Source organism: Loktanella salsilacus (genome assembly GCF_024206795.1).
GTDB lineage: Bacteria > Pseudomonadota > Alphaproteobacteria > Rhodobacterales > Rhodobacteraceae > Loktanella > Loktanella salsilacus.
Map to the genome: position 1 here is coordinate 2,941,978 of NZ_CP072994.1, position 22,506 is coordinate 2,964,483.

The 22,506-nt window shown below is 59.6% G+C and carries 22 protein-coding genes; 16 read left to right on the forward strand and 6 right to left on the reverse strand.

Annotated features, from left to right (window positions below):
* The first annotated feature begins 57 nt into the window (after nucleotides 1–57).
* The 8 genes from KBW81_RS14165 to KBW81_RS14200 all read left to right on the forward strand — a co-directional run bounded on the left by KBW81_RS14165 (nucleotide 58) and on the right by KBW81_RS14200 (nucleotide 7,719).
* A complete protein-coding gene (locus KBW81_RS14165; protein ID WP_254247613.1) occupies nucleotides 58–810 on the forward strand; it encodes an SDR family NAD(P)-dependent oxidoreductase in 753 nt (250 codons plus the stop codon).
* A complete protein-coding gene (locus tag KBW81_RS14170; protein WP_254247614.1) occupies nucleotides 810–1,637 on the forward strand; it encodes an alpha/beta hydrolase fold domain-containing protein in 828 nt (275 codons plus the stop codon). The genes KBW81_RS14165 and KBW81_RS14170 overlap by 1 nt, the downstream gene beginning before the upstream one ends.
* 94 nt (nucleotides 1,638–1,731) lie before the next feature.
* Nucleotides 1,732–4,587, forward strand: a complete 2,856-nt coding sequence (locus KBW81_RS14175) for a monovalent cation/H+ antiporter subunit A (RefSeq protein WP_254247615.1) — start codon at nucleotides 1,732–1,734, stop codon at nucleotides 4,585–4,587.
* Between the two features lie 2 nt (nucleotides 4,588–4,589).
* A complete protein-coding gene (locus tag KBW81_RS14180; RefSeq protein WP_090186533.1) occupies nucleotides 4,590–4,967 on the forward strand; it encodes a Na+/H+ antiporter subunit C in 378 nt (125 codons plus the stop codon).
* Nucleotides 4,964–6,595 carry a monovalent cation/H+ antiporter subunit D gene (locus KBW81_RS14185; protein WP_254247616.1) on the forward strand — a complete coding sequence of 544 codons (1,632 nt, stop codon included), beginning with the start codon at nucleotides 4,964–4,966 and terminating at the stop codon, nucleotides 6,593–6,595. The genes KBW81_RS14180 and KBW81_RS14185 overlap by 4 nt, the downstream gene beginning before the upstream one ends.
* Nucleotides 6,558–7,100, forward strand: a complete 543-nt coding sequence (locus KBW81_RS14190) for a Na+/H+ antiporter subunit E (RefSeq protein ID WP_411914369.1) — start codon at nucleotides 6,558–6,560, stop codon at nucleotides 7,098–7,100. The genes KBW81_RS14185 and KBW81_RS14190 overlap by 38 nt, the downstream gene beginning before the upstream one ends.
* Nucleotides 7,097–7,366: a K+/H+ antiporter subunit F gene (locus KBW81_RS14195; RefSeq protein ID WP_090186524.1), complete on the forward strand. Its 270-nt coding sequence runs from the start codon at nucleotides 7,097–7,099 to the stop codon at nucleotides 7,364–7,366. Before KBW81_RS14190 ends, KBW81_RS14195 begins: the two co-directional genes overlap by 4 nt.
* A complete protein-coding gene (locus KBW81_RS14200) occupies nucleotides 7,363–7,719 on the forward strand; it encodes a Na+/H+ antiporter subunit G (protein ID WP_090186521.1) in 357 nt (118 codons plus the stop codon). Before KBW81_RS14195 ends, KBW81_RS14200 begins: the two co-directional genes overlap by 4 nt.
* Nucleotides 7,720–7,736: 17 nt before the next feature.
* Here KBW81_RS14200 and KBW81_RS14205 read toward each other — a convergent pair whose 3' ends face one another.
* Nucleotides 7,737–8,075 carry a polyhydroxyalkanoic acid system family protein gene (locus tag KBW81_RS14205; RefSeq protein ID WP_254247617.1) on the reverse strand — a complete coding sequence of 113 codons (339 nt, stop codon included), beginning with the start codon at nucleotides 8,073–8,075 and terminating at the stop codon, nucleotides 7,737–7,739.
* A gap of 282 nt (nucleotides 8,076–8,357) precedes the next feature.
* Between KBW81_RS14205 and KBW81_RS14210 the strand changes: the two genes are divergently transcribed.
* From KBW81_RS14210 to KBW81_RS14240, 7 genes are all read left to right on the forward strand, one after another.
* A complete protein-coding gene (locus tag KBW81_RS14210; RefSeq protein WP_254247618.1) occupies nucleotides 8,358–9,395 on the forward strand; it encodes a LacI family DNA-binding transcriptional regulator in 1,038 nt (345 codons plus the stop codon).
* Between the two features lie 112 nt (nucleotides 9,396–9,507).
* Complete coding sequence (locus tag KBW81_RS14215) at nucleotides 9,508–10,821, forward strand: ABC transporter substrate-binding protein (protein WP_090186517.1); 1,314 nt, start codon at nucleotides 9,508–9,510, stop codon at nucleotides 10,819–10,821.
* A gap of 140 nt (nucleotides 10,822–10,961) precedes the next feature.
* Nucleotides 10,962–11,828 (forward strand): carbohydrate ABC transporter permease, encoded by an 867-nt coding sequence (locus KBW81_RS14220; RefSeq protein ID WP_090186515.1) that lies wholly within the window; start codon nucleotides 10,962–10,964, stop codon nucleotides 11,826–11,828.
* A 13-nt stretch (nucleotides 11,829–11,841) separates the two neighbouring features.
* Entirely contained in the window at nucleotides 11,842–12,672 is an 831-nt protein-coding gene (locus tag KBW81_RS14225; RefSeq protein ID WP_090186512.1) for a carbohydrate ABC transporter permease, read from the forward strand.
* A gap of 12 nt (nucleotides 12,673–12,684) precedes the next feature.
* Nucleotides 12,685–13,689, forward strand: coding sequence for an ABC transporter ATP-binding protein (locus tag KBW81_RS14230; RefSeq protein ID WP_090186509.1), 1,005 nt, complete (start codon nucleotides 12,685–12,687; stop codon nucleotides 13,687–13,689).
* Nucleotides 13,689–14,459, forward strand: a complete 771-nt coding sequence (locus tag KBW81_RS14235; protein WP_254249073.1) for an L-iditol 2-dehydrogenase — start codon at nucleotides 13,689–13,691, stop codon at nucleotides 14,457–14,459. Before KBW81_RS14230 ends, KBW81_RS14235 begins: the two co-directional genes overlap by 1 nt.
* Before the next feature lie 42 nt (nucleotides 14,460–14,501).
* A complete protein-coding gene (locus KBW81_RS14240) occupies nucleotides 14,502–15,986 on the forward strand; it encodes a mannitol dehydrogenase family protein (protein ID WP_254247619.1) in 1,485 nt (494 codons plus the stop codon).
* A gap of 71 nt (nucleotides 15,987–16,057) precedes the next feature.
* Here the strand turns inward: KBW81_RS14240 and uxuA are convergent, their stop codons facing one another.
* Genes uxuA through uxaC form a run of 5 tightly spaced genes read right to left on the reverse strand, consistent with a single transcriptional unit; the run spans nucleotide 16,058 to nucleotide 21,643 of the window.
* Nucleotides 16,058–17,236: a mannonate dehydratase gene (gene uxuA, locus KBW81_RS14245; protein WP_090186499.1), complete on the reverse strand. Its 1,179-nt coding sequence runs from the start codon at nucleotides 17,234–17,236 to the stop codon at nucleotides 16,058–16,060.
* Complete coding sequence (locus KBW81_RS14250; protein WP_254247620.1) at nucleotides 17,233–18,666, reverse strand: mannitol dehydrogenase family protein; 1,434 nt, start codon at nucleotides 18,664–18,666, stop codon at nucleotides 17,233–17,235. The genes uxuA and KBW81_RS14250 overlap by 4 nt, the downstream gene beginning before the upstream one ends.
* Entirely contained in the window at nucleotides 18,644–19,384 is a 741-nt protein-coding gene (gene kduD, locus KBW81_RS14255) for a 2-dehydro-3-deoxy-D-gluconate 5-dehydrogenase KduD (protein ID WP_302059239.1), read from the reverse strand. The genes KBW81_RS14250 and kduD overlap by 23 nt, the downstream gene beginning before the upstream one ends.
* Nucleotides 19,381–20,205: a 5-dehydro-4-deoxy-D-glucuronate isomerase gene (gene kduI, locus KBW81_RS14260; protein ID WP_254247621.1), complete on the reverse strand. Its 825-nt coding sequence runs from the start codon at nucleotides 20,203–20,205 to the stop codon at nucleotides 19,381–19,383. Before kduI ends, kduD begins: the two co-directional genes overlap by 4 nt.
* Before the next feature lie 31 nt (nucleotides 20,206–20,236).
* Nucleotides 20,237–21,643, reverse strand: a complete 1,407-nt coding sequence (gene uxaC / locus KBW81_RS14265) for a glucuronate isomerase (protein ID WP_254247622.1) — start codon at nucleotides 21,641–21,643, stop codon at nucleotides 20,237–20,239.
* 141 nt (nucleotides 21,644–21,784) lie between these two features.
* Between uxaC and KBW81_RS14270 the strand changes: the two genes are divergently transcribed.
* On the forward strand, nucleotides 21,785–22,462 hold the full coding sequence (locus KBW81_RS14270; protein ID WP_254247623.1) for a GntR family transcriptional regulator: 678 nt from the start codon (nucleotides 21,785–21,787) through the stop codon (nucleotides 22,460–22,462).
* The last annotated feature ends 44 nt before the right edge of the window (nucleotides 22,463–22,506 follow it).

The window sequence follows — 22,506 nt, forward strand, 5'->3', positions numbered from 1 at the left end:
AGCAACTTTACTGATTTGGAGCAAGTCATGGATCTTGGCATAAAAGGAAAACGCGCATTGATTACCGGCGGGTCGGGCGGCATGGGCATCGAGACGATTAAGCGCTTTATCGAAGCCGGCGTCACCGTCACCGCAACCGACCTGAAAGACGAGGATCTAGAGCCTCTCCGCAAGGAGTTCGGCATCGAATGCATCGCGGGCGATCTGTCCAGCAAATCAGGCGTTGATGACTTTATCGCCAAGGCTGGCACAGATTTCGACATCTGGGTTCATGCCGCTGGCGTCACCGGCGACAAAGGCGATCCGCTGACGATGAGCGAGGAAGCGTGGGAAGACGCGCTGAACATCGACTTTATGTCGGGCGTGCGCATGGCGCGTCATCTGTGCCCGCCCATGATCGACCGCGGCTGGGGCCGCGTCGTCTTTGTCACGTCGGAAAACGTGGCCCAGCCTTATCCCGAAGAAACCGTTTACAACTCCGCGAAATCTGCCCTGCTCAGCCATGCCAAAAGCATCGCGATGGCGCATTCGGACAAAGGCCTGCTGGTGAACTGCATCGCGCCCGCCTTTATTGAAACGCCAATGACCGATGGCATGATGGAAAAGCGCAAAGAGGAAAAAGGCTGCAGCTTTGACGAAGCCGTCGAAAGCTTCCTTGAGGAAGAGCGCCCCTATCTGGTGATGAAGCGCCGCGGCAAAGTCGAGGAAGTCGCCCCCGTGATCGTGTTCTTGTGCAGCGAGCTGTCGTCCTTTGTCACCGGTTCGAACTGGCGCATCGACGGCGGGGCCGTCGGGTCGATCAACGTCTGATGGACCGCGTTGCGCTGGAACAGCATATCCGGGATACCCCGGTGGAAGGGTCGCCCGCGAATATGCGGGCGGCATTTCTGGCGCTTGCGCAGGCGGGGACCGTGCCCGACCTGCCGCCGCAGCAAGACGTCGGCGGCTGCCCCGGACGCTGGTTCGGACAGGGCGGTAAGCCGATCGTCTGGCTGCACGGCGGCGGCTATGTCTTTGGTGGATCGGACAGCCAAGCCGCGCCGGCGCAGGCTTTAGCGGGCCTGACCGACCGCGCCGTGTTCGTGCCGGATTATCCGCTTGCCCCCGAACACCCTTGGCCCGCGCAATTGACAGCAGCTAAGGCGGTCGTGGATGCGATCGGGTCCTGCGATCTGGTGGGCGATAGTGCTGGCGGGCACTTGGCACTGAACATCGCCTTGGAACGCGGGGGGCTAATCGGCAAGCTTGCCGTCCTTTCCCCCAATACGGACCGCAGCGGGCAAAGCACTACGCGGGTCCGCAATACGCCCCGTGATCTGATGAACGACGACGCGCAGGATCGCAGACTTAGCGACATGGCGCTTGGCCACCTGCCGGACGATGATCCAGCGGCATCCCCCCTTTATGCAGACCTAAGCGGCCTGCCGCCCCTGTTGGTCACCGCCACAACGCGCGAGGTTCTGCTAGACGATTCCCTGCTGCTTGCCCGCAATGCGGCACAGCAAGGCGCGACCGTCACTTCAATGATCCTGCCAGACCTTTTCCATATGTGGCACCTGTGGCCAGATGCCACACCGCAAGCTATTGAAATCTTGCAGTCTGTTGCTGTGCATCTGGCCGGTGCCGCCGGCAGATAAAAATCGCGTCAGAGGGGGCGAAAACTGACGAAAACCGGTGGGTTTTGCATGAAAAGGGCTGGCTGTTCGCGGCACCCTCGGCAATAACATTGCCATGTCATTGTTTATCATCGTCGCCCTGCCCTTCCTTGGTGCACTGCTACCCGGTCTGTTTATCAGGGCCGGACGTCAGGCGTGCTTTGTCGCAACCTTCACGGTAAGTGCGCTGGCCTTCATTGGCTTGATGACCCACCTGCCCGCTGTGCTAGGGGGACAGGTCGCAACCGCCCGTCTGGACTGGCTGCCGGATCTGGGTTTGAACCTGAATCTGTTCCTTGATCCGCTGGGCTTTATGTTCGCGGCGCTGATCCTTGGGATCGGCTTGCTGATCATCATTTACGCACGCTGGTATCTGTCCCGCGACGACAATATGGGCGAGTTTTTCAGCTACTTGCTGTTGTTCCAAGGCGCGATGGTCGGCATCGTTCTATCCGACAACATCCTGATGTTGCTGGTATTCTGGGAACTGACGTCGCTATCGTCCTTCCTGCTGATCGGCTTTTGGAAACATCTACCTGCAGGGCGCCAAGGCGCACGGATGGCCCTGACCGTCACCGGCATGGGCGGGCTTGCGATGATCGGCGGCATGCTGATCCTTGGCCAGATTGTCGGCAGCTATGACCTGACCGTCATCTTAGAAAACCGCGAGTTGATCCAAGCCTCGCCGCTGTATTTGCCGGCCTTGCTGCTGATCCTGACCGGCTGTTTCACGAAATCCGCGCAGTTCCCGTTCCACTTCTGGCTTCCCCACGCGATGAGCGCGCCAACCCCGGTGTCCGCTTATCTGCACTCTGCCACGATGGTCAAAGCCGGCTTGTTCCTGATGGCCCGCATGTGGCCAGTCCTGTCGGGCACCGATGTCTGGGTCACGCTGGTCTGCTCTGTCGGTCTGATCACCATGGTGCTTGGCGCATTCATCGCCTTTTTCAAAAATGACCTCAAGGCTTTGCTCGCGTTCTCGACCGTCTCTCATCTTGGCCTGATTTGCTTCCTGCTTGGCACCGGGACCACCTTTGGCGCTATGGCGGCGGTCTTTCATATCCTGAACCACGCCAGCTTTAAGGCCGCGTTGTTCATGGTGGCGGGCATCGTTGATCACGGCGTGCATACCCGCGACATGCGCAAACTGGGCGGGCTACGGCACGTCATGCCACTGACCTTTGTGCTGGCAACGCTGGCAGGTTTGTCGATGGCTGGCATTCCGCTGCTGAACGGCTTTATTTCCAAGGAAATGATGCTGGAAGAGGCGGTGCACACCACCTTGTTCGGCAGCCCTCTGCTCGTCGCTATCGTGGCTACGATTGGCGCGCTGTTTTCGGCGGCTTACTCATTCCGCTTCATCTCTCACACGTTCCTGGGCGCAGAGCGGGATGACTATCCTGCCCATCCCCACGACCCAAAGGCGGGCCTGTGGTTTTCCCCTGCCCTGCTGATGATCCCCGTGATCGCCCTTGGCGTCGCACCGTTCCTTGCCGAGCCCTTTGTCCGCTTAGTGACAGAGGCTGTTGTCGGCGGCGTAGCCGAACTGCCAGAGGAGCATCTCGCGCTTTGGCATGGCTTCAAACCCGCGCTGTTTATGTCCATGATCGCCGTCGTTGGCGGCCTGATCTGGCTGGCGCTGTTTAGCCCGCTATCGCGCATGTGGGAATCTGCCCCCCGGCCAGAGGCGAAGGATATCTTTGACGCCCTGATCAAGGCACTGGCGAACGGCGCTGGCCGCTTCAGCCGCACGCTGCATGACGGTAGCTTTACCCGCTACGCTGCGATTTTCACGCTGGCTGTCGTGGCCGTCGGCACCCACGCGTGGTTCACCGGTACCGCTGGCGGAGCCACCCGCGACATGCTGAAGGTCACGCCGATTGCAGCAATGCTGTGGGGCATGCTGATTGCTGCGACCTGTTTCCTGGTCTTCTATCACCGCAACCGTTTGGCCGTGTTGATCCTGATGGGGATCATCGGCCTGATCGTTTCGGTCAGCTTCAACTACTTCTCTGCCCCTGACCTTGCCCTGACGCAAATCTCGGTCGAGGTGGTGACGATTATCCTACTGCTGCTGGCACTGAACTTCTTGCCCAACCGCAGCCCCAAGGAATCGACCCCCATCCGCCGCACACGCGATGCGGTGATCGCCCTGATCGGCGGCGCGGCGGTGGCCGGGCTGGTTTGGACAATTCTAATGTCCGGCTTCCCGCTGGCGTCGATTTCCGAATACCACCTTGCGAATTCATACAAGGGCGGCGGCGGCGACAACGTAGTGAACGTCATCCTCGTGGATTTCCGTGGCTATGATACGTTCGGCGAGATCATCGTCCTCGGTATTGCAGCGCTGGTGATCTACGCGCTGACAGAGGCGCTGCTGAACGGACCCGTCCGCGCCAAGCTGCTGAACCGCGACTTTGAAGAGGCCCGCGCTGGCGACGCACACCCGCTGATGATGGTCGTGCTGACCCGCGTCATGATGCCCGTCGTGCTGATGGTTGGCGTCTATATCTTCCTGCGCGGCCATAATGAACCCGGCGGCGGATTCGTTGCGGGTCTGGTCGTCGCGATCGCTGTGGTCATGCAGTACATGGCCTCTGGCTTTGCTTGGGCCGAAAAGCGGCAACGCTATCCTTATCACGGCATTATCGGCGCAGGCGTGCTTTGCGCGGGTCTGACCGGCATCGGATCGTGGTTCGCAGGTGAGCCGTTCCTGACATCTGCCTTCGGCTATTTCCGCATCCCGCCGATGCAAGAATTCGAACTGGCCACAGCCATGGGCTTTGACCTTGGCGTGTTCCTGTCCGTCGTCGGTGCCGTCATGCTGCTGCTGGAAAGCTTCTTCCGCCTTGGCCGCCGCGCCGGGACAGAAGACAGCGAATACGCCATCGACATCGACCCGTCCCGCACCTCTACGGCCGAGGAGGGCTGATTATGGAACTGCTTATCGCCTCTGCCATCGGCGTGCTAACCGCCGCCGGAATTTACATGGTGCTACGCCAGCGCACGTTTTCCGTCATCATCGGCACATCACTGCTAAGCTATGCCGTGAACGTGTTTCTGTTCGCCTCTGGCCGCCTGACCGTGAACGCGCCGCCTGTGCTGCGTGACGGCGTGGACGTCTACGCCGACCCGCTGCCGCAAGCGCTGGTGCTGACTGCCATCGTGATTTCATTCGGCATGACTGCCGTGGTCGTCATCATGGCGCTTGGGTCGTACCTTAGCGCGGGTGATGATCTGGTCGATGTGCCCGATCCGCACGCGGATATCCCCCAAGCACCGCAGACTCTGCGCGGGGAGGCTGTGGAATGACCCATTGGATTATCGCCCCCGTCGTCCTGCCCGCCATGCTGGCCGCCATATTGGTGCTGGTCGCGCGCTTTCATATCTCTTTGCAGCGCACCTTGTCGGTCGCAGGCACTGTCGTTTTGCTGGGTATCGCTGCCGGGCTGTTCTGGCAGGCCTCTGACGGGACGATCAGCGTTTATCAGCTGGGCCATTGGCAGGCACCATTCGGCATCGTGCTGGTCGCGGACCGCCTGTCTACGCTGATGGTGCTGGTCACTGCTGTCCTTGCACCGCTGGTCCTGCTTTATGCCATCGGCAGCGGCTGGGACACGCGGGGGCGGCATTTTCACCCGCTCTATCAGTTTCAGCTGATGGGGATCATGGGGGCGTTCCTGACCGGGGACGTGTTCAACCTGTTTGTCTTCTTCGAGGTGCTGCTGATCGCATCCTACGGCTTGATGGTCCACGCAGGCGGCACGGAGAGGCTGCGCGCAGGCACGCAATATGTGCTGTATAACCTGCTGGGGTCGACCCTGTTTCTGTTCGCGCTTGGCACGATCTACGCCCAGACTGGCACACTGAACATGGCCGATCTGGCAGAGCGTGTGGCGACGCTCGATTTGGCCGACAATGCGGGCATTCGCGTAGCCGCCGTGCTGCTGCTGCTGGTCTTTGCGGTCAAGGCAGCCATTCTGCCGCTGCACTTCTGGCTGCCCGCCAGCTATGCAGAGGCCCCTGCCCCCGTCGCCGCCTTGTTCGCCATCATGACCAAGGTCGGTGCCTATGGCATTATCCGGATCTATACGCTGGTCTTTCCGCCTGATTTAGCGCTGACGCAGGGGCTGTTCGACACGTGGTTGATGCCCGCCGCGTTGCTAACGCTTGCGCTGGGGATGATCGGTGTGCTCGGCGCGCGCCGGATCGATAAGCTGGTCGCGTTTTCGGTCATTGGCTCAATGGGTATGCTACTGAGCGCTGTCGCCGTCTTTACGCCGGACGGGATTGTCGCCGCGCTGTACTATGCCATCCACTCGACCTTTGCGACGGCGGCGCTGTTTTTGCTGGTTGACGTGCTGCGTGATCGTCGCGGCAAAGCCGGCGCTTGGCTGAACGATGCGGTGCCCGTCGCGGGCGGCCCGTTGGTTGCTGGCATGTTCTTTGTCGCCGCGATTGGCATGACGGGCCTGCCACCGCTGTCCGGCTTTGTGGGCAAGCTTTTGATCCTCGACGCGGCGCGGGACTCTGCGCTGGTGTGGTGGGTCTGGGGCACGGTGCTGATTGGATCGCTGATTGCCGTTGTCGGGTTTAGCCGCGCAGGCAGCCAGATTTTCTGGCGCTCGCACCAGGTTGCCTTGGTGCAGGCCGATACGGCCGAATGCGAGGATGAAGAGGCCAACATCGCCGATCTATCCCCGCCGCAGCCCGCCTTGCCGATGGTCGCCATTGGTAGTCTGATTGCGCTGCTTGTCGCCCTGACGATCTTTGCCGGGCCCGTGACGCGCAATCTGTCCGCCACTGCGGCGCAGCTCTTTGCGCCAGAGCCCTATATCTCGGCCGTACTGTCGATGCCGGGGAAGGTGATCAAATCCGATTCCTACAGCGACGATCACGCTGATGATGCAACCGAACAAACTGACGAAGGGGGGCATTGATATGCCGCTACGCCTGACCCGTCGCCTCGCTCCGCATCCTCTGCTGACCGTGATACTTGTTGCTGTGTGGTGTCTGCTCAACAACAGCGCCACCCTTGGCACGGTCGTTTTTGGAACGATATTGGGCGTCTTGATTCCCATCGTCACCGCCGCCTATTGGCCCGACCGCCCCCCGGTCGCGCGCCCCTTTCGTCTGGTCATTTATTGCCTGATCGTGATCTATGACATCATCAAATCCAACGCGCAGGTCGCGTGGCAGATCCTGTTTAAGCCTGACAGCTCTTTGCAGCCGGCGTGGATCGTGATTCCGCTCGACCTGAAAAAACCAGAAGCGATCACGCTGCTGGCCGGATCAATTACACTGACGCCCGGCACCTTGTCCGCGGATCTAAGCGCCGATGGCACGGCTTTGCTTGTCCACGCGCTGCATGCACCAGACCCGGACGGTGTGCGCGACGACATCAAGTCCCGTTACGAGCGGCGCCTGAAGGAGATTTTCCCATGATCGCAACTGCGCTCTATATCGCTGTCGGGACTGTGGGCCTTGCACAAGTCTTGGCCATGGTGCGCCTTTTGCGCGGCCCGCATGTCGGGGATCGCATCCTTGCGCTTGATACGATGGTCATTAACGCGATTGCGCTGATCATCCTTGCGGGGATGAGCCTTGGCACACAAATGTATTTTGAAAGCGCGATGATTATCGCCATGCTTGGCTTTGTGTCGACCGTGGCGCTGTGCCGCTTTGTGCTTCGGGGGGATATTACCGAATGACTTTGCCACTTTACGCAGAAATCGCGGTGTCCGTCCTGCTATTGATTGGCGCATCTTTCACGCTGGCAGGCTCTTTGGGGCTTCTTAAATTGTCCGATGCGATGTCCCGGCTGCATGCGCCGACGCTTTCGGCCACGTTGGGCGTCGGATCGCTGTTACTGGCCTCAATGGTCTACAGCTTTGCGACCGGCATGCCGTCCCTGCACGAGATGCTTGTCATGGCATTTCTGTTTGTGACAGCGCCGATCACGGCCAACTTCATCGCCAAGGTGCACTTGCATCGCTGCCGCGATGTCGAAGACCTGCCGCAACCGCCCGCAGACAAGATCTGGGCGACCCGCTCCGACACCTAAAACCTGTACGATCAGCCCTAAGCGGGCTGATCGACGGCCTGCTTTTGCGGGTCTTCGGCCAGCATGCGTGTGATCGCACCTTCGACCATCTGGGAAATCTGGCCCTTCATCATGGCAAGCACCAACGGAATTTCGACCGTGCCGCCGACGGCGTCCGCCGTCAGGATGGAATCAACTGTGATTGACTGCCCCATCACACCGATGCGCAGCAGCATGCCGTCCTCACCAATCTGAGTCGCCTCGACCTTGCCGCCACCAGGGATCGCCTTTTCAAGCTTTGGCACGCCAGCAAGCAGTCGCTGTGCGGCGACATCGATTGGTAGGCTATGGGTGACGCTAAAAGGGACGCGGGGCATTGCACAGGACTCCAAGGTTTGACTGCCGCCCACCTAGCGAGGGCGAAGTGTAATTTCATCAATTCCGCCGCGTCACAGCCTGCAGTGGTCACTGCTTGATTACCAAAACGACGCCAGCAGGCTGCGATATCCGGCATTTCAACCAAAACTGCACGATCGCGTAAGAGTACATCACCCCGCGATTGCACAATTATTTACGCGTGTAAATTACGGAGCTACACCTTGCCTGATTTTTTGACGTAGTGTCTAACCTTCCCACGCACCTTGAGGGAGCCGCTTAAAATGGCGAAGCCGAAAATTCACACCATGGAAGAGCTGGCCGAAGCAATTGGCGTCTCTCGCCCAACGCTGTCACGCTACTTTCAGGACCCGACTAAGGTTAGCAAATCCTCTGTCGCGCGCATCGTCGATGGTCTGGAAAGGGTTGAATACACACCGAATTTCTTTGCCACACGCATGAACCGCAAAACGACGGGTTTGATCGGCGTGATCATCCCCTACCTAAACGACCTATTTTTTACACTATTACTAGAGGCGATCGAGACGGCAGCGTTGCGCGCTGGGTATACGGTCATCACGCAATGCTCTCATGCTGATCCTGCGATTGAAAAGCGGGCGGCAGAGACGTTTCTATCCATGAATGTCGACGGTGCAATCGTTGCGCCGCTCGGCGACAACAGCGATATGGATATCTATGCCCGCCTGAACGCGCGCCTGCCTTTCGTCCTCATGGACTCCCGCCCAAAAGCCCTACGGGACGTGGATTTTATCGGCTCTGATCATCGGCAAAGCACGGGTGCTATTACAGAATATCTGTGCCGCGTCGGCCCGCCCCCAGTGTTTTTGGCAATGCCGCGCGTCAACTTTAACGCGCTAGAGCGCGAGGCCGCCTATATCGAAAAGATGCATGAATTGGGCCACGAGCCGCAAATCGTTGGCGCGCGCCTTTACCACGAACACGACCATTTCGAGGCGCATGGCCTGGCGGTTCTGGACGACATGTTTGCACGCGGCCAGTTGATCGAGTCGTCAATCCTGTGCGCCAATGACCGCGTCGCCATCGGTGCCTTACGTGCCGCGTCCCAGCACGGATTAGAGCCAGGAGCCCAACGCAAAGGCGGATTGCGAATCGCTGGACACGACGATTACCCGCTTTGCCCCTTCACCACACCGTCCCTGACGACTGTGGCGCAGAATGTTACAGCCATTGGACAGACTGCCGTGGACCGCCTGCTGGAAAAGTTACGCGCCGAAAATATTTCGGAGAATCAGGTCATTCGCCTTATGGATGGCATCCTTAAAATCCGTGAATCCGCCTAAGTCGGATACACATTGCTGCGTTGCAGCGTTTAATTTTGAAATTTTATATTGACGCAAGGTCGCATCGCTCGTTAAATTTAACGCATGTAAAAATCCGTGGGAGGAACTTTTCATGACTTTGAAGCGCAACCTGATGTCCACCGCAGTCGGCTTCGGCCTAGCCGCTGGCTTGGCATCTGCCGCAATGGCAGAAGAAATCACCATCGCGACCGTGAACAACGGCGACATGGTGCGGATGCAAAAACTGTCCCCTCAGTGGGAAGAAGCGACTGGCAACACGATCAACTGGGTTGTTCTGGAAGAAAACGTTCTGCGCCAGAACGTCACGACCGACATCTCGACCGGCGGTGGCCAGTACGACGTGATGACGATCGGCACCTATGAAGCACCGATCTGGGGCAACAACGACTGGCTCGTGTCCCTGAACGAAGGCATGGCAGAAGACTGGAACGCCGATGACCTGCTGCCCGCAATCCGCGGCGGCCTGACCGTTGACGGCACATTGTACGCCGCACCGTTCTATGGCGAATCCTCGATGGTCATGTATCGCACTGACCTGATGGAAGCTGCCGGTCTGGAAATGCCAGACGCACCAACATGGACCCAAATCCGTGAAGCTGCTGCCGCAATGACCGACCGCGACGCCGACATCAACGGCATCTGCGCACGCGGCAAGGCTGGCTGGGGCGAGAACATGGCCTTCTTGACCGCCATGTCCAACTCCTTTGGTGCACGCTGGTTCGACATGGACTGGAAAGCACAGTTCGACAGCCCCGAGTGGAAAGAGACGATCGACTTCTACCTTGGCATGATGAACGAATCCGGCCCCGCCGGTGCAGCAAACAACGGTTTCAACGAAAACTTGACGCTGTTCCAACAGGGCAAGTGCGGCATGTGGATCGACGCCACCGTGGCAGCATCCTTTGTGACCGGCGCTGACAGCACCGTCGCTGACAAGGTTGGCTTCGCGCTGGCACCCGACAACGGTCTGGGCAAGCGCGGCAACTGGCTGTGGGCTTGGTCGCTGGCGATCCCCGCTTCTTCTGAAAAGCAAGACATTGCTAAGGACTTCATCAGCTGGGCAACCGGTCAGTCCTACACCGCGCTCGTCGCTGGTGAAGAAGGTTGGGCCAACGTTCCCCCAGGCACACGTACATCGCTGTACGAAAATGCTGACTATCTGGCCGCTGCGCCCTTCGCGCAGATGACACTGGACAGCATCAACTCTGCCGATCCTTCGAACCCATCCGTGCAAGAAGTGCCTTACACTGGCGTGCAGTTCGTCGCGATCCCAGAATTCTCGGGCATCGCAACCCAGACTGGTCAGCAGTTCTCTGACGCGCTTGCTGGAAACCAGACCGCTGACGAAGCGCTGGCCAACGCACAGTCGATCGTGACCGAAGAAATGGAAGCTGCAGGCTACTAAGCCCAGCTTTACCTAGATCGGGGGCGGGTTCGCTCGCCCCCGATTTCTTTTGAAAATTCAACTTATCATTGTAGGCTTTTCCGCAGGGCGCATTTGCGCGGTCTGCGCAAGACCCTGCTCACTGTCGGGAGGAGCCAGTCATGGCGACAGAACACTCAAAATCATCGGCGCGGCTTATGATCGCACCTGCAGTCTTTGTGCTGCTGGTGTGGATGTTAGTCCCGCTTTGTATGACCCTATACTTTTCGTTTGCGGACTACCGTCCGATGCGCGGCACGTTTGATGCTTGGATCGGCTTTGGCAACTACGCATCGTTCCTGACCTCGTCGTCGTTCTTGTCGTCGGTCATGGTGACACTGCAAATGGTGGCCGGCATCCTACTGATTACCATCGGCGGCGGCGTTGCGCTGGCATTGTTGCTAGACCAGCCGATGTTTGGCCAAGGGATCGTACGCATCCTTGTGATCGCCCCCTTCTTTGTCATGCCGACCGTGTCTGCGCTGGTGTGGAAGAACATGTTCTTCAACGTCGACAACGGTTTGTTCAGCTACCTGTGGAAATTCTTTGGTGCACAGCCTTACGACTTTCTGTCGCAATCACCCCTGCTATCGATCGTCGTGATCGTGGCGTGGCAGTGGCTGCCCTTTGCCACCTTGATCCTGCTGACCGCCGTTCAGTCGCTATCCAGCGAACAGCTGGAAGCCGCAGAGATGGACGGCGCACCGGGGTATAGCCGCTTTTGGTACATCATCCTGCCGCACCTGAGCCGGGCGATCACCGTCGTCATTCTGATCCAAACGATCTTTCTGCTGTCGATTTTTGCGGAAATCTTTGTGACCACCAACGGCGCCTTTGGCACCCGCACACTGACCTACCTCGTGTATCAGCGTGTGCTCGAAAGCCAGAACATCGGTCTCGGCTCTGCCGGGGGAATCGTCGCCGTCATCCTTGCCAACGTTGTTGCCATCTTCCTGATGCGCATCGTCGGCAAGAACCTCGATACTTGAAGGGAACCGGACCATGGCACGCGCTATTTCAAATCGCAAAAAGATCATGTGGACCGCCCTGTCTTGGGGCATCGGCTTGCTAATCTTCTTTCCAATCCTCTGGACGTTTCTGACCAGCTTCAAGTCAGAGGCCACGGCAATTTCCGACCCGCCCGTCTGGTTCTTCTTTGACTGGACGACGCAAAACTACTCTGACGTATTAGAGCGGTCGAACTACCCGCTGGCCCTAATGAACTCGATCATTATCGCCGTCGGATCGACCTTGCTGGGTATCATCATCGCGGTGCCTGCGGCTTGGGCTATGGCCTTTGTGCCAGGCAAGAAAACCAAGGATGTCCTGCTCTGGATGCTCTCGACCAAGATGCTGCCAGCCGTGGGTGTGCTTTACCCGCTGGTGCTGATCGCCAAGTACTTTGGTGTGATGGACAGCCGCATCCTGCTGATCGTGGTGCTGATGCTGATCAACCTGCCGATCATCGTCTGGATGCTTTACACTTACTTCCGCGAAATTCCGGGCGAGATCTTGGAAGCCGCGCGTATGGACGGTGCAGGCCTGAAGAACGAGATCATCTATGTGCTGACGCCAATGGCCGTGCCGGGGATCGCATCGACCATCCTGCTGAACATCATCCTTGCCTGGAACGAGGCATTCTGGACGATCATTCTAACGACGGTGAACGCAGCCCCGCTGACCAAGTTCATCTCTAGCTTCTCGGCACCAGAGGGTCTGTTCTACGCAAAACTCTCTGCCGCTTCGATCATGGCCATCGCGCCGATCCTCATCATGGGCTGGTTCAGCCAGAAACAACTTGTCCGGGGCCTGACCTTCGGCGCTGTGAAATAAGGGAGAAGACCCATGGGACGCATTACACTTGATAAAGTGCAAAAGAAGTTCGGCGAAGTTGAAGTCATTCCGCCGCTGGACCTGACCATCGAAGACGGCGAATTTGTTGTCTTCGTCGGCCCCTCGGGCTGCGGTAAATCCACGCTGCTGCGTTTGATTGCCGGGCTAGAGGACGTGTCGGGCGGCGAAATCCGCATCGACGGCAAGCCTGCCACTGACCTGCCCCCCGCCAAGCGCGGTCTGGCGATGGTGTTCCAAAGCTACGCTTTGTATCCCCATATGTCGGTGCGCAAGAACATTGCATTCCCGATGAAGATGGCGGGCATGGATCAGGCCGAACAGGATCGCCGCATTGCGAAAGCAGCCGAGGCGCTGAACCTGACCGACTACCTTGATCGTCGCCCCGGCCAGCTGTCTGGCGGTCAACGCCAGCGTGTTGCCATCGGCCGTGCCATCGTACGTGAACCTGCTGCATTCCTGTTCGACGAACCGCTGTCGAACCTTGATGCGGCCCTGCGCGTCGGCATGCGGATGGAGATTTCAGAGCTGCACAGCACCCTGAAAACCACGATGGTTTATGTGACGCACGACCAAGTTGAAGCCATGACCATGGCCGACAAAATTGTCGTGCTGCGCGCTGGTAATATCGAACAGGTCGGCAGCCCGCTGGAACTGTACAAAGCGCCGCGCAACACCTTCGTTGCAGGCTTTATCGGCAGCCCCAAGATGAACCTGCTGACCGGCGCTATCGCTGACAAGCATAACGCCACGACCATCGGCATCCGCCCCGAACACCTTGACGTGGTCGAATCCGGCGGCACCTTTACTGGCCGTGTTGGCGTGGCAGAGCACCTTGGTTCGGACACCTTTTTCCACGTCCACATCCCCGAGATGTCAGAGCCGATGACCGTCCGCGCTGGCGGCGAAGTCGGCTTAAGGCATGGCGATACGATCCATCTGGAACCGCGCGCAGAGCATATCCACCGCTTTGACGCGCAGGGCTTGCGGATCGCATGATGCGCTTAGCTGGGAAATCAGCATTGATCACCGGATCAGCCCGCGGCATTGGCCGCGGGTTCGCCGAAGCCTATCTGGCCGAAGGCGCGACCGTCGCGATCGCCGACATCAACATGGAAGCGGCGCAGGCGACGGCTGCAGAGCTTGGCGACGGGGCCTATGCCGTCCAACTGGACGTCAGCAATCAGGCCAGCATCGACGCCGCCATTGCGGCGGTGGTGGCGAAGTCGGGCAAGCTCGATATCCTGATCAACAACGCGGCCTTGTTTGATGCAGCGCAGACCGTCGACATCACCCGCGCGTCTTTTGACAAGCTTTATGCCGTGAACGTCGCAGGCACCCTGTTCACGATGCAGGCGGCCGCAAAGCAAATGATCGCGCAGGGTCACGGCGGCAAGATTATCAACATGGCGTCCCAAGCTGGCCGCCGCGGCGAATCTTTGGTGCTTGTCTATTGCTCGACCAAGGCTGCCGTCATTTCGATGACCCAGTCCGCCGGACTGAACTTGATTGAACACGGCATCAACGTGAATGCCATCGCCCCCGGCGTCGTGGACGGCGATCATTGGGAACACGTCGATTCCATGTTTGCCAAGCTAGAAGGCAAGCCATTGGGCCAGAAAAAAGCCGAAGTCGCCGCATCTGTCCCCGCTGGCCGCTTCGCTGTGCCTGCTGATTTGACCGGCATGGCTGTGTTCCTCGCCTCATCTGACGCGGATTATATCGTGTCGCAGACCTACAATGTCGACGGCGGCCAGTGGATGAGCTGACCGCCACCGCATCGCCCCAAGACCCCCTTTGAAAGCGCTATCATGGCCACCTCTTTGTCCCTTTCCACATTGTCCGACCTGCCAGCAGATGTGCGCGTGCCGTCCTATGCGCGCAGTGATCTGACCCCCGGTATCGTACACATCGGCCTTGGCAATTTTCACCGCGCCCATCAGGCGTGGTATCTGCACCGGCTCATGGATCAAGGTCTTGCGCATGACTGGGCCATCATCGGCGCTGGCGTGCGCCCGGCAGATGCGGCCGCGCGGGACAAGATGCTGGCGCAGGACTGTCTGACCACGCTGATCGAACTTGATCCGGCCGGTAAATCGGCTGAAGTCACGGGGTCCATGATCGACTTCGTCCCGGTGCAAGAGGGCAACGCCCCCCTGATCGCCGCGATGACCCAGCCCGCCATTCGCATCGTGGCCCTGACCGTGACCGAAGGCGGGTATTACCAGACCGGAACCGGCGACTTTGACGCGGCTCATGCTGACATGATGCATGACGCAGCAAACCCCGACACGCCGCGCAGCGCCTTTGGTGCCATGATCGCCGCCTTGCGCGCGCGGCGTGATGCGGATGCTGGCCCCTTTACATGCCAATCCTGCGATAACTTGCAGGGCAACGGCGACATCTTGCGCCAGACCATCGTTGGCCTTGCACGTTTGTCGGACGCGGCACTGGCCGACTGGATTGACGCGCACTGCACCTTCCCCAACGCTATGGTCGATTGCATCGTCCCGGCGACAGGTCCGTCCGAGCTCGCCCTCGCTCGCGATCTTGGCGTCGCCGACAACGTCCCCGTCACCCACGAAAACTTTCGCCAATGGGTGATCGAGGATGCCTTCTGCGCGGGTCGTCCGGCGTGGGAAAAGGTCGGCGCGACACTGACCAATGACGTGCACGCCTATGAGGCGATGAAGCTACGCTGCTTGAACGCAGGCCACCAGATCATCGCCAACGCAGGCGAAATTCTGGGCGTGGAAACCATCAACGGCTGCATGGAAAACGCGGCGATCAACGCCTTCTTTCACAAGGTAGAGCTGACGGAAATCGTGCCCCACGTGCACGCTGTCCCCGGCATGACGCCAGAGGCCTATGTCGACCTGGTTGCCCGCCGCTTTGCCAATCCGCAAATCCGCGACACGACCCGCCGCGTCGCCTTTGACGGATCATCGCGCCACCCCGGATTTATCCTGCCTGTCATCCGTGATGCGCTGGCCGCTGGCACCTCGGTCTGTGGCTTGGCCCTGGTCGAGGCGCTGTGGGCCCGCATGTGCGAAGGCACCCGCGAAGACGGCAGCGAAATTGCGCCAAACGATCCGTCATGGGATGCGCTTCAGGCTGCAGCGAAAGCTGCAAAAACACGCCCGGAAAGCTGGCTGGATCAGACCCGCATTTATGGCGACCTTGCCCGCGACGCCGTCTTTGTGACCGCCTTCAGCCGTTGGTTGTCGCTGATCAACGAAGTCGGCACCACCGCGACACTGACGGCCTATGTCGCGAATGATCCACAAATCGACTAGGCGCAAACCGCGCCCGTCGGTCAATGTCTCCCCGAATGGCGGGCCCTATGATGGGGCCCGCTGTTTGGGTTTTAGGCAGCTCCGTGTTCCAGTGCGCGGATCGCGCCGCGCAATTCAGCCAGCCCGCGCAGCCGCCCGATTAATGGATAGCCGGGGATCAGCTTGCGCGTTTGATCTGACAGGATGTGGTGGCCATGATCGGGGCGAAACGGGATCGCGTGATCAGCGCGGCCCGCGGCGCGGCGGCGCTTTTCCTCGTCCAGCAACACTTTGATCAAGGCGATCATGTCTGTATCGCCGTCTAGATGCGCGGCTTCTTCGAACGATCCGTCGGGGTCTTTGGCCACGTTGCGCAGATGGGCAAAGTGGATGCGATCAGCAAATCGCGCAGCAATGGCAGGCACATCATTCACCGGATTGGCCCCAAGCGAGCCAGAGCACAGCGTCAGCCCATTAGCGGGCGCATCAACCGCATCCATGATCCAAGCGATGTCGTCTTCATCCGACACAATGCGCGGCAGGCCTAGGATATCGCGCGGCGGATCATCGGGATGCACGCAAAAGCGCATCCCAAGGTCGGCTGCAGCAGGGATGATTTCGTCCAAGAACCTTTTGTAATTCGCCCGCAACGCCGCGCGGTCGATCCCGGCGTAGGCCTGCAGCGCATTACGCAGGCCCGGGATGTCATAGCGATCAAAAGCGCCGGGCATTCCGGCCATAATCGACGCCAGAAGTGCACCGCGCTCTGCCTCGCTCGCTTGTTGGAACCATACGGCGGCCTTGGCTAGAACCTGGGGCGGGTAATCGCCCTCGGCGTCAGTGCGGCCCAGCATATGCACCTCGAAGGCCGCCATGCGGACAGCTTCGAACCGCAAGCAGGTGCCACCACCTTTGACAGGGGCGTGCAAGTCGGTGCGGGTCCAGTCCAGCAAAGGCATGAAGTTATAGCAGATCGTGGTGACACCCTGCGCTGCCAGATTGGCCATCGACTGGCGGTAATTGGCAAACAGCGCTGGCAGATCACCCGTGCCGCGCTTGATGTTTTCGTGGATCGGCAGGCTTTCGACGACGACCCAGTCAAACCCGGCCTGCGTGACCTGCGCCTTGCGGGTGGCAATCGCCTGCGCCCCCCAAACCTCGCCATATGGAATATCGTGCAAGGATGTCACGATGCCAGAGGCGCCGGTCTGCGCGACCTCATCCAAGGTGATCGCATCCAGATCACCGTACCAACGCCAGCTTTCGATCATTGCGTCACCTCTTGCACAGCGCTGCTTGCGCCTTTTGCCCATAGCGTTGCCGCAGCCAAAGAGACTGGGGCAGCCAATTGCGCAGCCAGATCGGCGGGAAAGATTTGGTCCAACGACAGCAGCGCCGCGACTGTGCCGGTTGCGCTGTCCGTCGCGGTATCGCGCAACAGATCCGCCAGAGGATCACGCACATCGATGGGCTGACCCGCCTCATCCTTGCCAGCGACATAACGCATCCACCCCGCCACAGCGAGGCAAAGAGCCGGACTGTCCCGGCCCGCATCCAAGTTCGCCCGCAGCGTACCCAGCAGCCGCTGCGGCAGCTTTTGACTGCCATCCATCGCGATCTGCCACGTCCGGTGCCGGATGGCAGGATTGGCGTAGCGATCGAACAGCGCGTCGGCGTAGTCTGTCAGGTCAACACCCGGCGGGGCGGCGACGGCGGGCATGATCTCTTCCCAGCAGTGCCGGACGTAGGCGGCAAAGGCAGGGTCGGCGACGGTGTCAGAAATCGTCTCGTGCCCCGCCAGATAGCCAAGGTAGGCAAGTGCGGAATGGGTGCCGTTCAACATCCGCAGCTTCATATCCTCGAAGGCTGCGACGTCATCGACCAGTTGCGCACCGGCGGCGGCCAGATCGGGGCGGTCGCCGTTCACGAAGTCATCCTGCACCGCCCACTGGCGAAAGGGTTCGTGCATAACTGGGGCCGCATCGTGAAAGCCAGTCAGCTGTTCGACCGTCTTGATATCCTCGTCCGTTGTGGCGGGCGTGATCCGGTCCACCATCGTTGCCGGAAAGCGTCCGTTTTCAGCAATCCAATCCGCCAAGGCCGGATCAATGCGCCGTGCCATGTCCAGCACCACACCGCGCACCAGCGCGCCGTTATGCGGCAGGTTATCGCAGGTCAGTACGGTAAAGGGCGCGATGCCCGCCGCGTGGCGCTGCTGCAATGCGCGCACCAGATATCCCGGGGCAGAGCGCGGTAGATTGTGGGTCAGATCATACAGAATGTCGGGATGCCCCATGTTCAGCGCACCCGTAGCCGGATTGTGGCAATAGCCCTTCTCGGTCACGGTCAAGGACACGATCCGGACGCCCGGATCGCACATCGCGTCCAGCACAGCCTGCGGATCCTCTGGCGCGACCAGTACGTCATTTAAAACGTCAATCACACGCGTCTGCGGCCCGTCCGGCGTTAGCGTGACAGAGGTATAGGCCCAGTCCTGCGGCTTTAGCGCGTCGCGCGTGTCAGGGCTGCGCAGGCTGACGCCGACAATGCCCCAATCCCCGCCCGCTGCCTGCATCGCGTCAGCGACATAGACGCAGCCGAAAGCGCGAAAGAATGCGCCAAGACCAAGGTGAACGATACCGGTTGCGGGGCGCGGTGTACGCGGGCGCATCAAGCGATTAGCGGGCAAGCCAGCCTCCATCAACGTTCAGAATTGCGCCGTGGACGTAGTTTGCGGCGGGTGTGCACAGATAAACCGCCGCGCCGGCGATGTCAGACGCTGCGCCCCACCGGCCAGCGGGAATACGATCTAGGATCGCGGCGTTGCGGGCCTCGTCCGCGCGCAAGGCTTCGGTATTATTTGTCTCAATATACCCCGGCGCGACGGCGTTCACATTGATCCCCTTCGCGGCCCATTCGTTGGCCAGCAGCTTGGTCAGCCCCGCGACGCCATGTTTTGACGCGGTATAGCTGGGAACGCGGATGCCACCCTGAAACGACAAAAGCGAAGCGATGTTGACGACGCGGCCTTGCCCGTCGCGGGCGAACACCGCCTTGGCAAAGGCCTGCGTGGTGAAAAACAAAGCCTTCAGGTTCACGTCCATGACGGCGTCCCAGTCGCTTTCGGTAAAATCCACAGCGTCGTTACGGCGGATGATGCCTGCGTTGTTGACCAAAATATCGACAGGCTGATCGCCGAACAGCCCCTGCCCCGCCATAGGATCGGCAAAGTCCACCAGCACGCTGGACGCAGTGCCACCCTGGGCCGTGATCATCGCCACGGTTTCAGCGCAAGCGCGCCTGCCAGCGCAGATCACCTCTGCCCCCGCCTGCGCCAGACCAACGGCGATTGCCTGTCCGATGCCGGTGTTGGCCCCCGTGACCAGCGCGCGCTTGCCCGTCAGTGAAAACATGCTCACCGCAGCGCCTCCATCGGGACCATGTCCATGTCGGTAAAATCGACGTTGTCGCCGGCCATTGCCCAGCAGAAGGTATAAGAGCCGGTGCCGGCCCCCGCGTGCACCGACCATGGCGGGCTGATCACAGCCTCTTCGTTCGCCATAACGATGTGACGGGTTTGCGTGGGTTCACCCATGATGTGAAACACGCGGCGGTCGGATGGCATGTCAAAGTAAAGATACGCCTCCATCCGGCGGTCATGGGTATGGGCTGGCATCGTGTTCCAAACCGACCCTTCGGCAAATTGGGTGTAGCCCATCAGCAATTGGCAGGACTCAGCCACCTCTGGGTGCAGAAATTGCAAAATAACCCGCTCATTCGCGGCCTCTGACGATCCCATCTCGACCCGGCGGGCGTCGGACAGCTTAATCAGCCGCGTCGGGCAAGTCCGGTGCGCCGGAGCGGACAGGATGTAGAAACGTCCAGCACCCGCGAATGCGACCGGGCCCGCGCCCATGCCGATATAGACGACCTCGCCTTTTTCCAGTGTGTAGACCTTTCTGCCCGCAGTAACGGTGCCTGTGCCGCCGACGTTCAGGACCGCCATCTCGCGCCGTTCAAGAAAGGTGGCGGTGCCAGTCTCTGCAACCTTGTCCAATGTCAGGGTGCCAGCACCCGGCACAGCAGAGCCAAGGATCAGACGATCATAGTGGCTGTAGATCAGTTTGATTTCACCGTCGGCGAACAGGCCATCGACGTGGAAATGATCGCGCAGTTGATCGGTATCCAGCGTTTTAGCGGTGGCAGGATCAATGGCATAACGGGTCTGGGTATTCAGCATGTCGGGTCTTTCAGGTCAGGAATGAAGGGGGTCACAGCCGGTAGGCGCGTTTAGCGAGGCCGTAGGCAAGATCATGCGCCAGTTCTGGCGCCTCGTCCGCGTCAAGGCGGCCGGTCGCAATCAGATTGGCCAGAAAGGCACAATCCACGCGTCGGGCAACGTCGTGGCGCGCCGGGATCGAGCAAAAGGCGCGGGTGTCGTCGTTAAAGCCGACGGTATTGTAAAAACCCGCAGTTTCCGTCGTCATCTGGCGAAACCGCATCATGCCTTCGGGGCTGTCATGGAACCACCATGGCGGCCCAAGGCGCAGACACGGATAGACGCCCGCCAATGGCGCAAGTTCGCGGGCATATGCGGATTCGTCCAGCGTAAACAGGATAACGGTCAGGTCTGCCCGGTGCCCGACCGCATCTAGCAGCGGCTTTAATGCGCTGACATAGTCGGTGCGCGTGGGGATATCGTAACCTTTGTCCCGGCCAAATCCGGCAAGGACATGATCCGAATGATTGCGAAAGGATCCCGGGTGGATTTGCAGCACAAGGCCATCGTCCAGCGACATCCGCGCCATTTCCGTCAGCATATGGCCACGGAAGGCGTCCGCTTCCTCTGCGGTGCAGGTGCCCTGCAGCGCTTTGTCGAACAGGGTGGCTGCGACGTCCTGCGGCAGGTCCTCTGTGCGGGCGGTCGGATGGCCGTGATCGGTCGAGGTCGCGCCGAAGCTTTTGAAATATTCGCGGCGATTACGGTGTGCGGCCAGATACCCGGTCCAAGTGCCCGTATCCTCGCCCGCCATTTGCCCCATCAGGGCAACGTTATCAGCGAAGCCCGCGAATTCCGGATCGATAACAGCATCAGGGCGGTAGGCGGTGATAACGCGCCCACTCCAACCGCTGTCGCGGATCATGCGGTGCCATTTCAGATCATCGATGGCGGATTCAGTGGTCGAAATCGCCTCGATATTAAACCGTTCAAACAAGGCACGCGGGCGAAAGGCCTCTGTCTGCAAGGCGGCGTCGATCTGATCATAAATCGCGTCGGCGTTGCTTGCCGACAAGCGCTCTTGCACATCAAAGACCGAGGCAAAGGCGTGATCGAGCCACAGACGTGACGGCGTGCCACGCAGCAAGTGATAGTGGCTCGCAAAAAGCTGCCAGACGTCGCGCGGGTCAACGTCCGAAACAGTGCCATCGGCCCGCGGAACACCCAGCGCGTTAAGGGGTACACCCTGCGAATGCAGCATACGGAACACGTAGTGATCAGGCGTGACGAACAGAGCCGACGGATTGGCAAAACCAGCGTTTTCAGCAAACCAGCGTGGGTCGGTGTGACCATGCGGGCTGATGATCGGTAAGTCGCAAACGCCATCATAAAGCGCGCGCGCCTGCGCCCGGACGGACGGCTCTATCGGAAAAAGTCGGTTGTCGTCCAGAATTGCCATTACGTTTTCCCTACACTGAACCGATACCGGCCAACTAATATCCTAGTAGGCCAGTTTTGGGGTGTCAATTGATATCCCAGTTGCCTCGTCCCATGTTCTGCGTGCTACAAGGAACCGAGTTTAGGAGCTGCGTGTAACCCGATGACCCCAACCCTGCCCAAAAGTGTCGCTGACCGCGTGTTTGATACGTTACAGCAGCAGATCCTATCTCTGGAGCTACCGCCCAATACGCGTATCTCTGAAGCAGAGGTCGCAGCCCGCCTAGGCGCGTCCCGGCAACCCGTCAGAGAAGCCTTTCGCCGCCTCGCTAACCTCGGTTTCTTGAACATTCGTCCGCAAAGCGGCACGACTGTCACCTTAATTTCCGAGGAAGCTGTCCTAAAATCGCGCTTCATTCGGATCGCGCTGGAAACACAAACATGCCGCGCCGCCTGCCGTGATATAGCAGACGACGGTCTGGCCGTATTGGCCAGCCTGATCAGCCAGCAACGCCAGGCTATCACCAACGGCGACCGGCAAAAATTTCACATTCTGGACGACCAGTTTCACCGCCAGATCTGCGTATCAGCCGACGTCGGTTTTGCATGGGACATTATCAGCGATCACAAGGCGCATATGGACCGCGTGCGAATGTTGTCGCTTGATACATCATCGCAAAATCGCGCATTGGATGAACATATCGCTATCCTTGCCGCCATCACCGCCCGCGACCCCGATGGCGCAGCACATGCCATGACTGCACATTTGACGCGGATCGAAACCCTGATCGCGCAGCTCAAGCAAGAAAGCCATAACTGGTTTACCGACGACTCAAATTGATCGCCTGCAGACCGCCGGAACAGTCAGTGCATCAATTCGTCTGA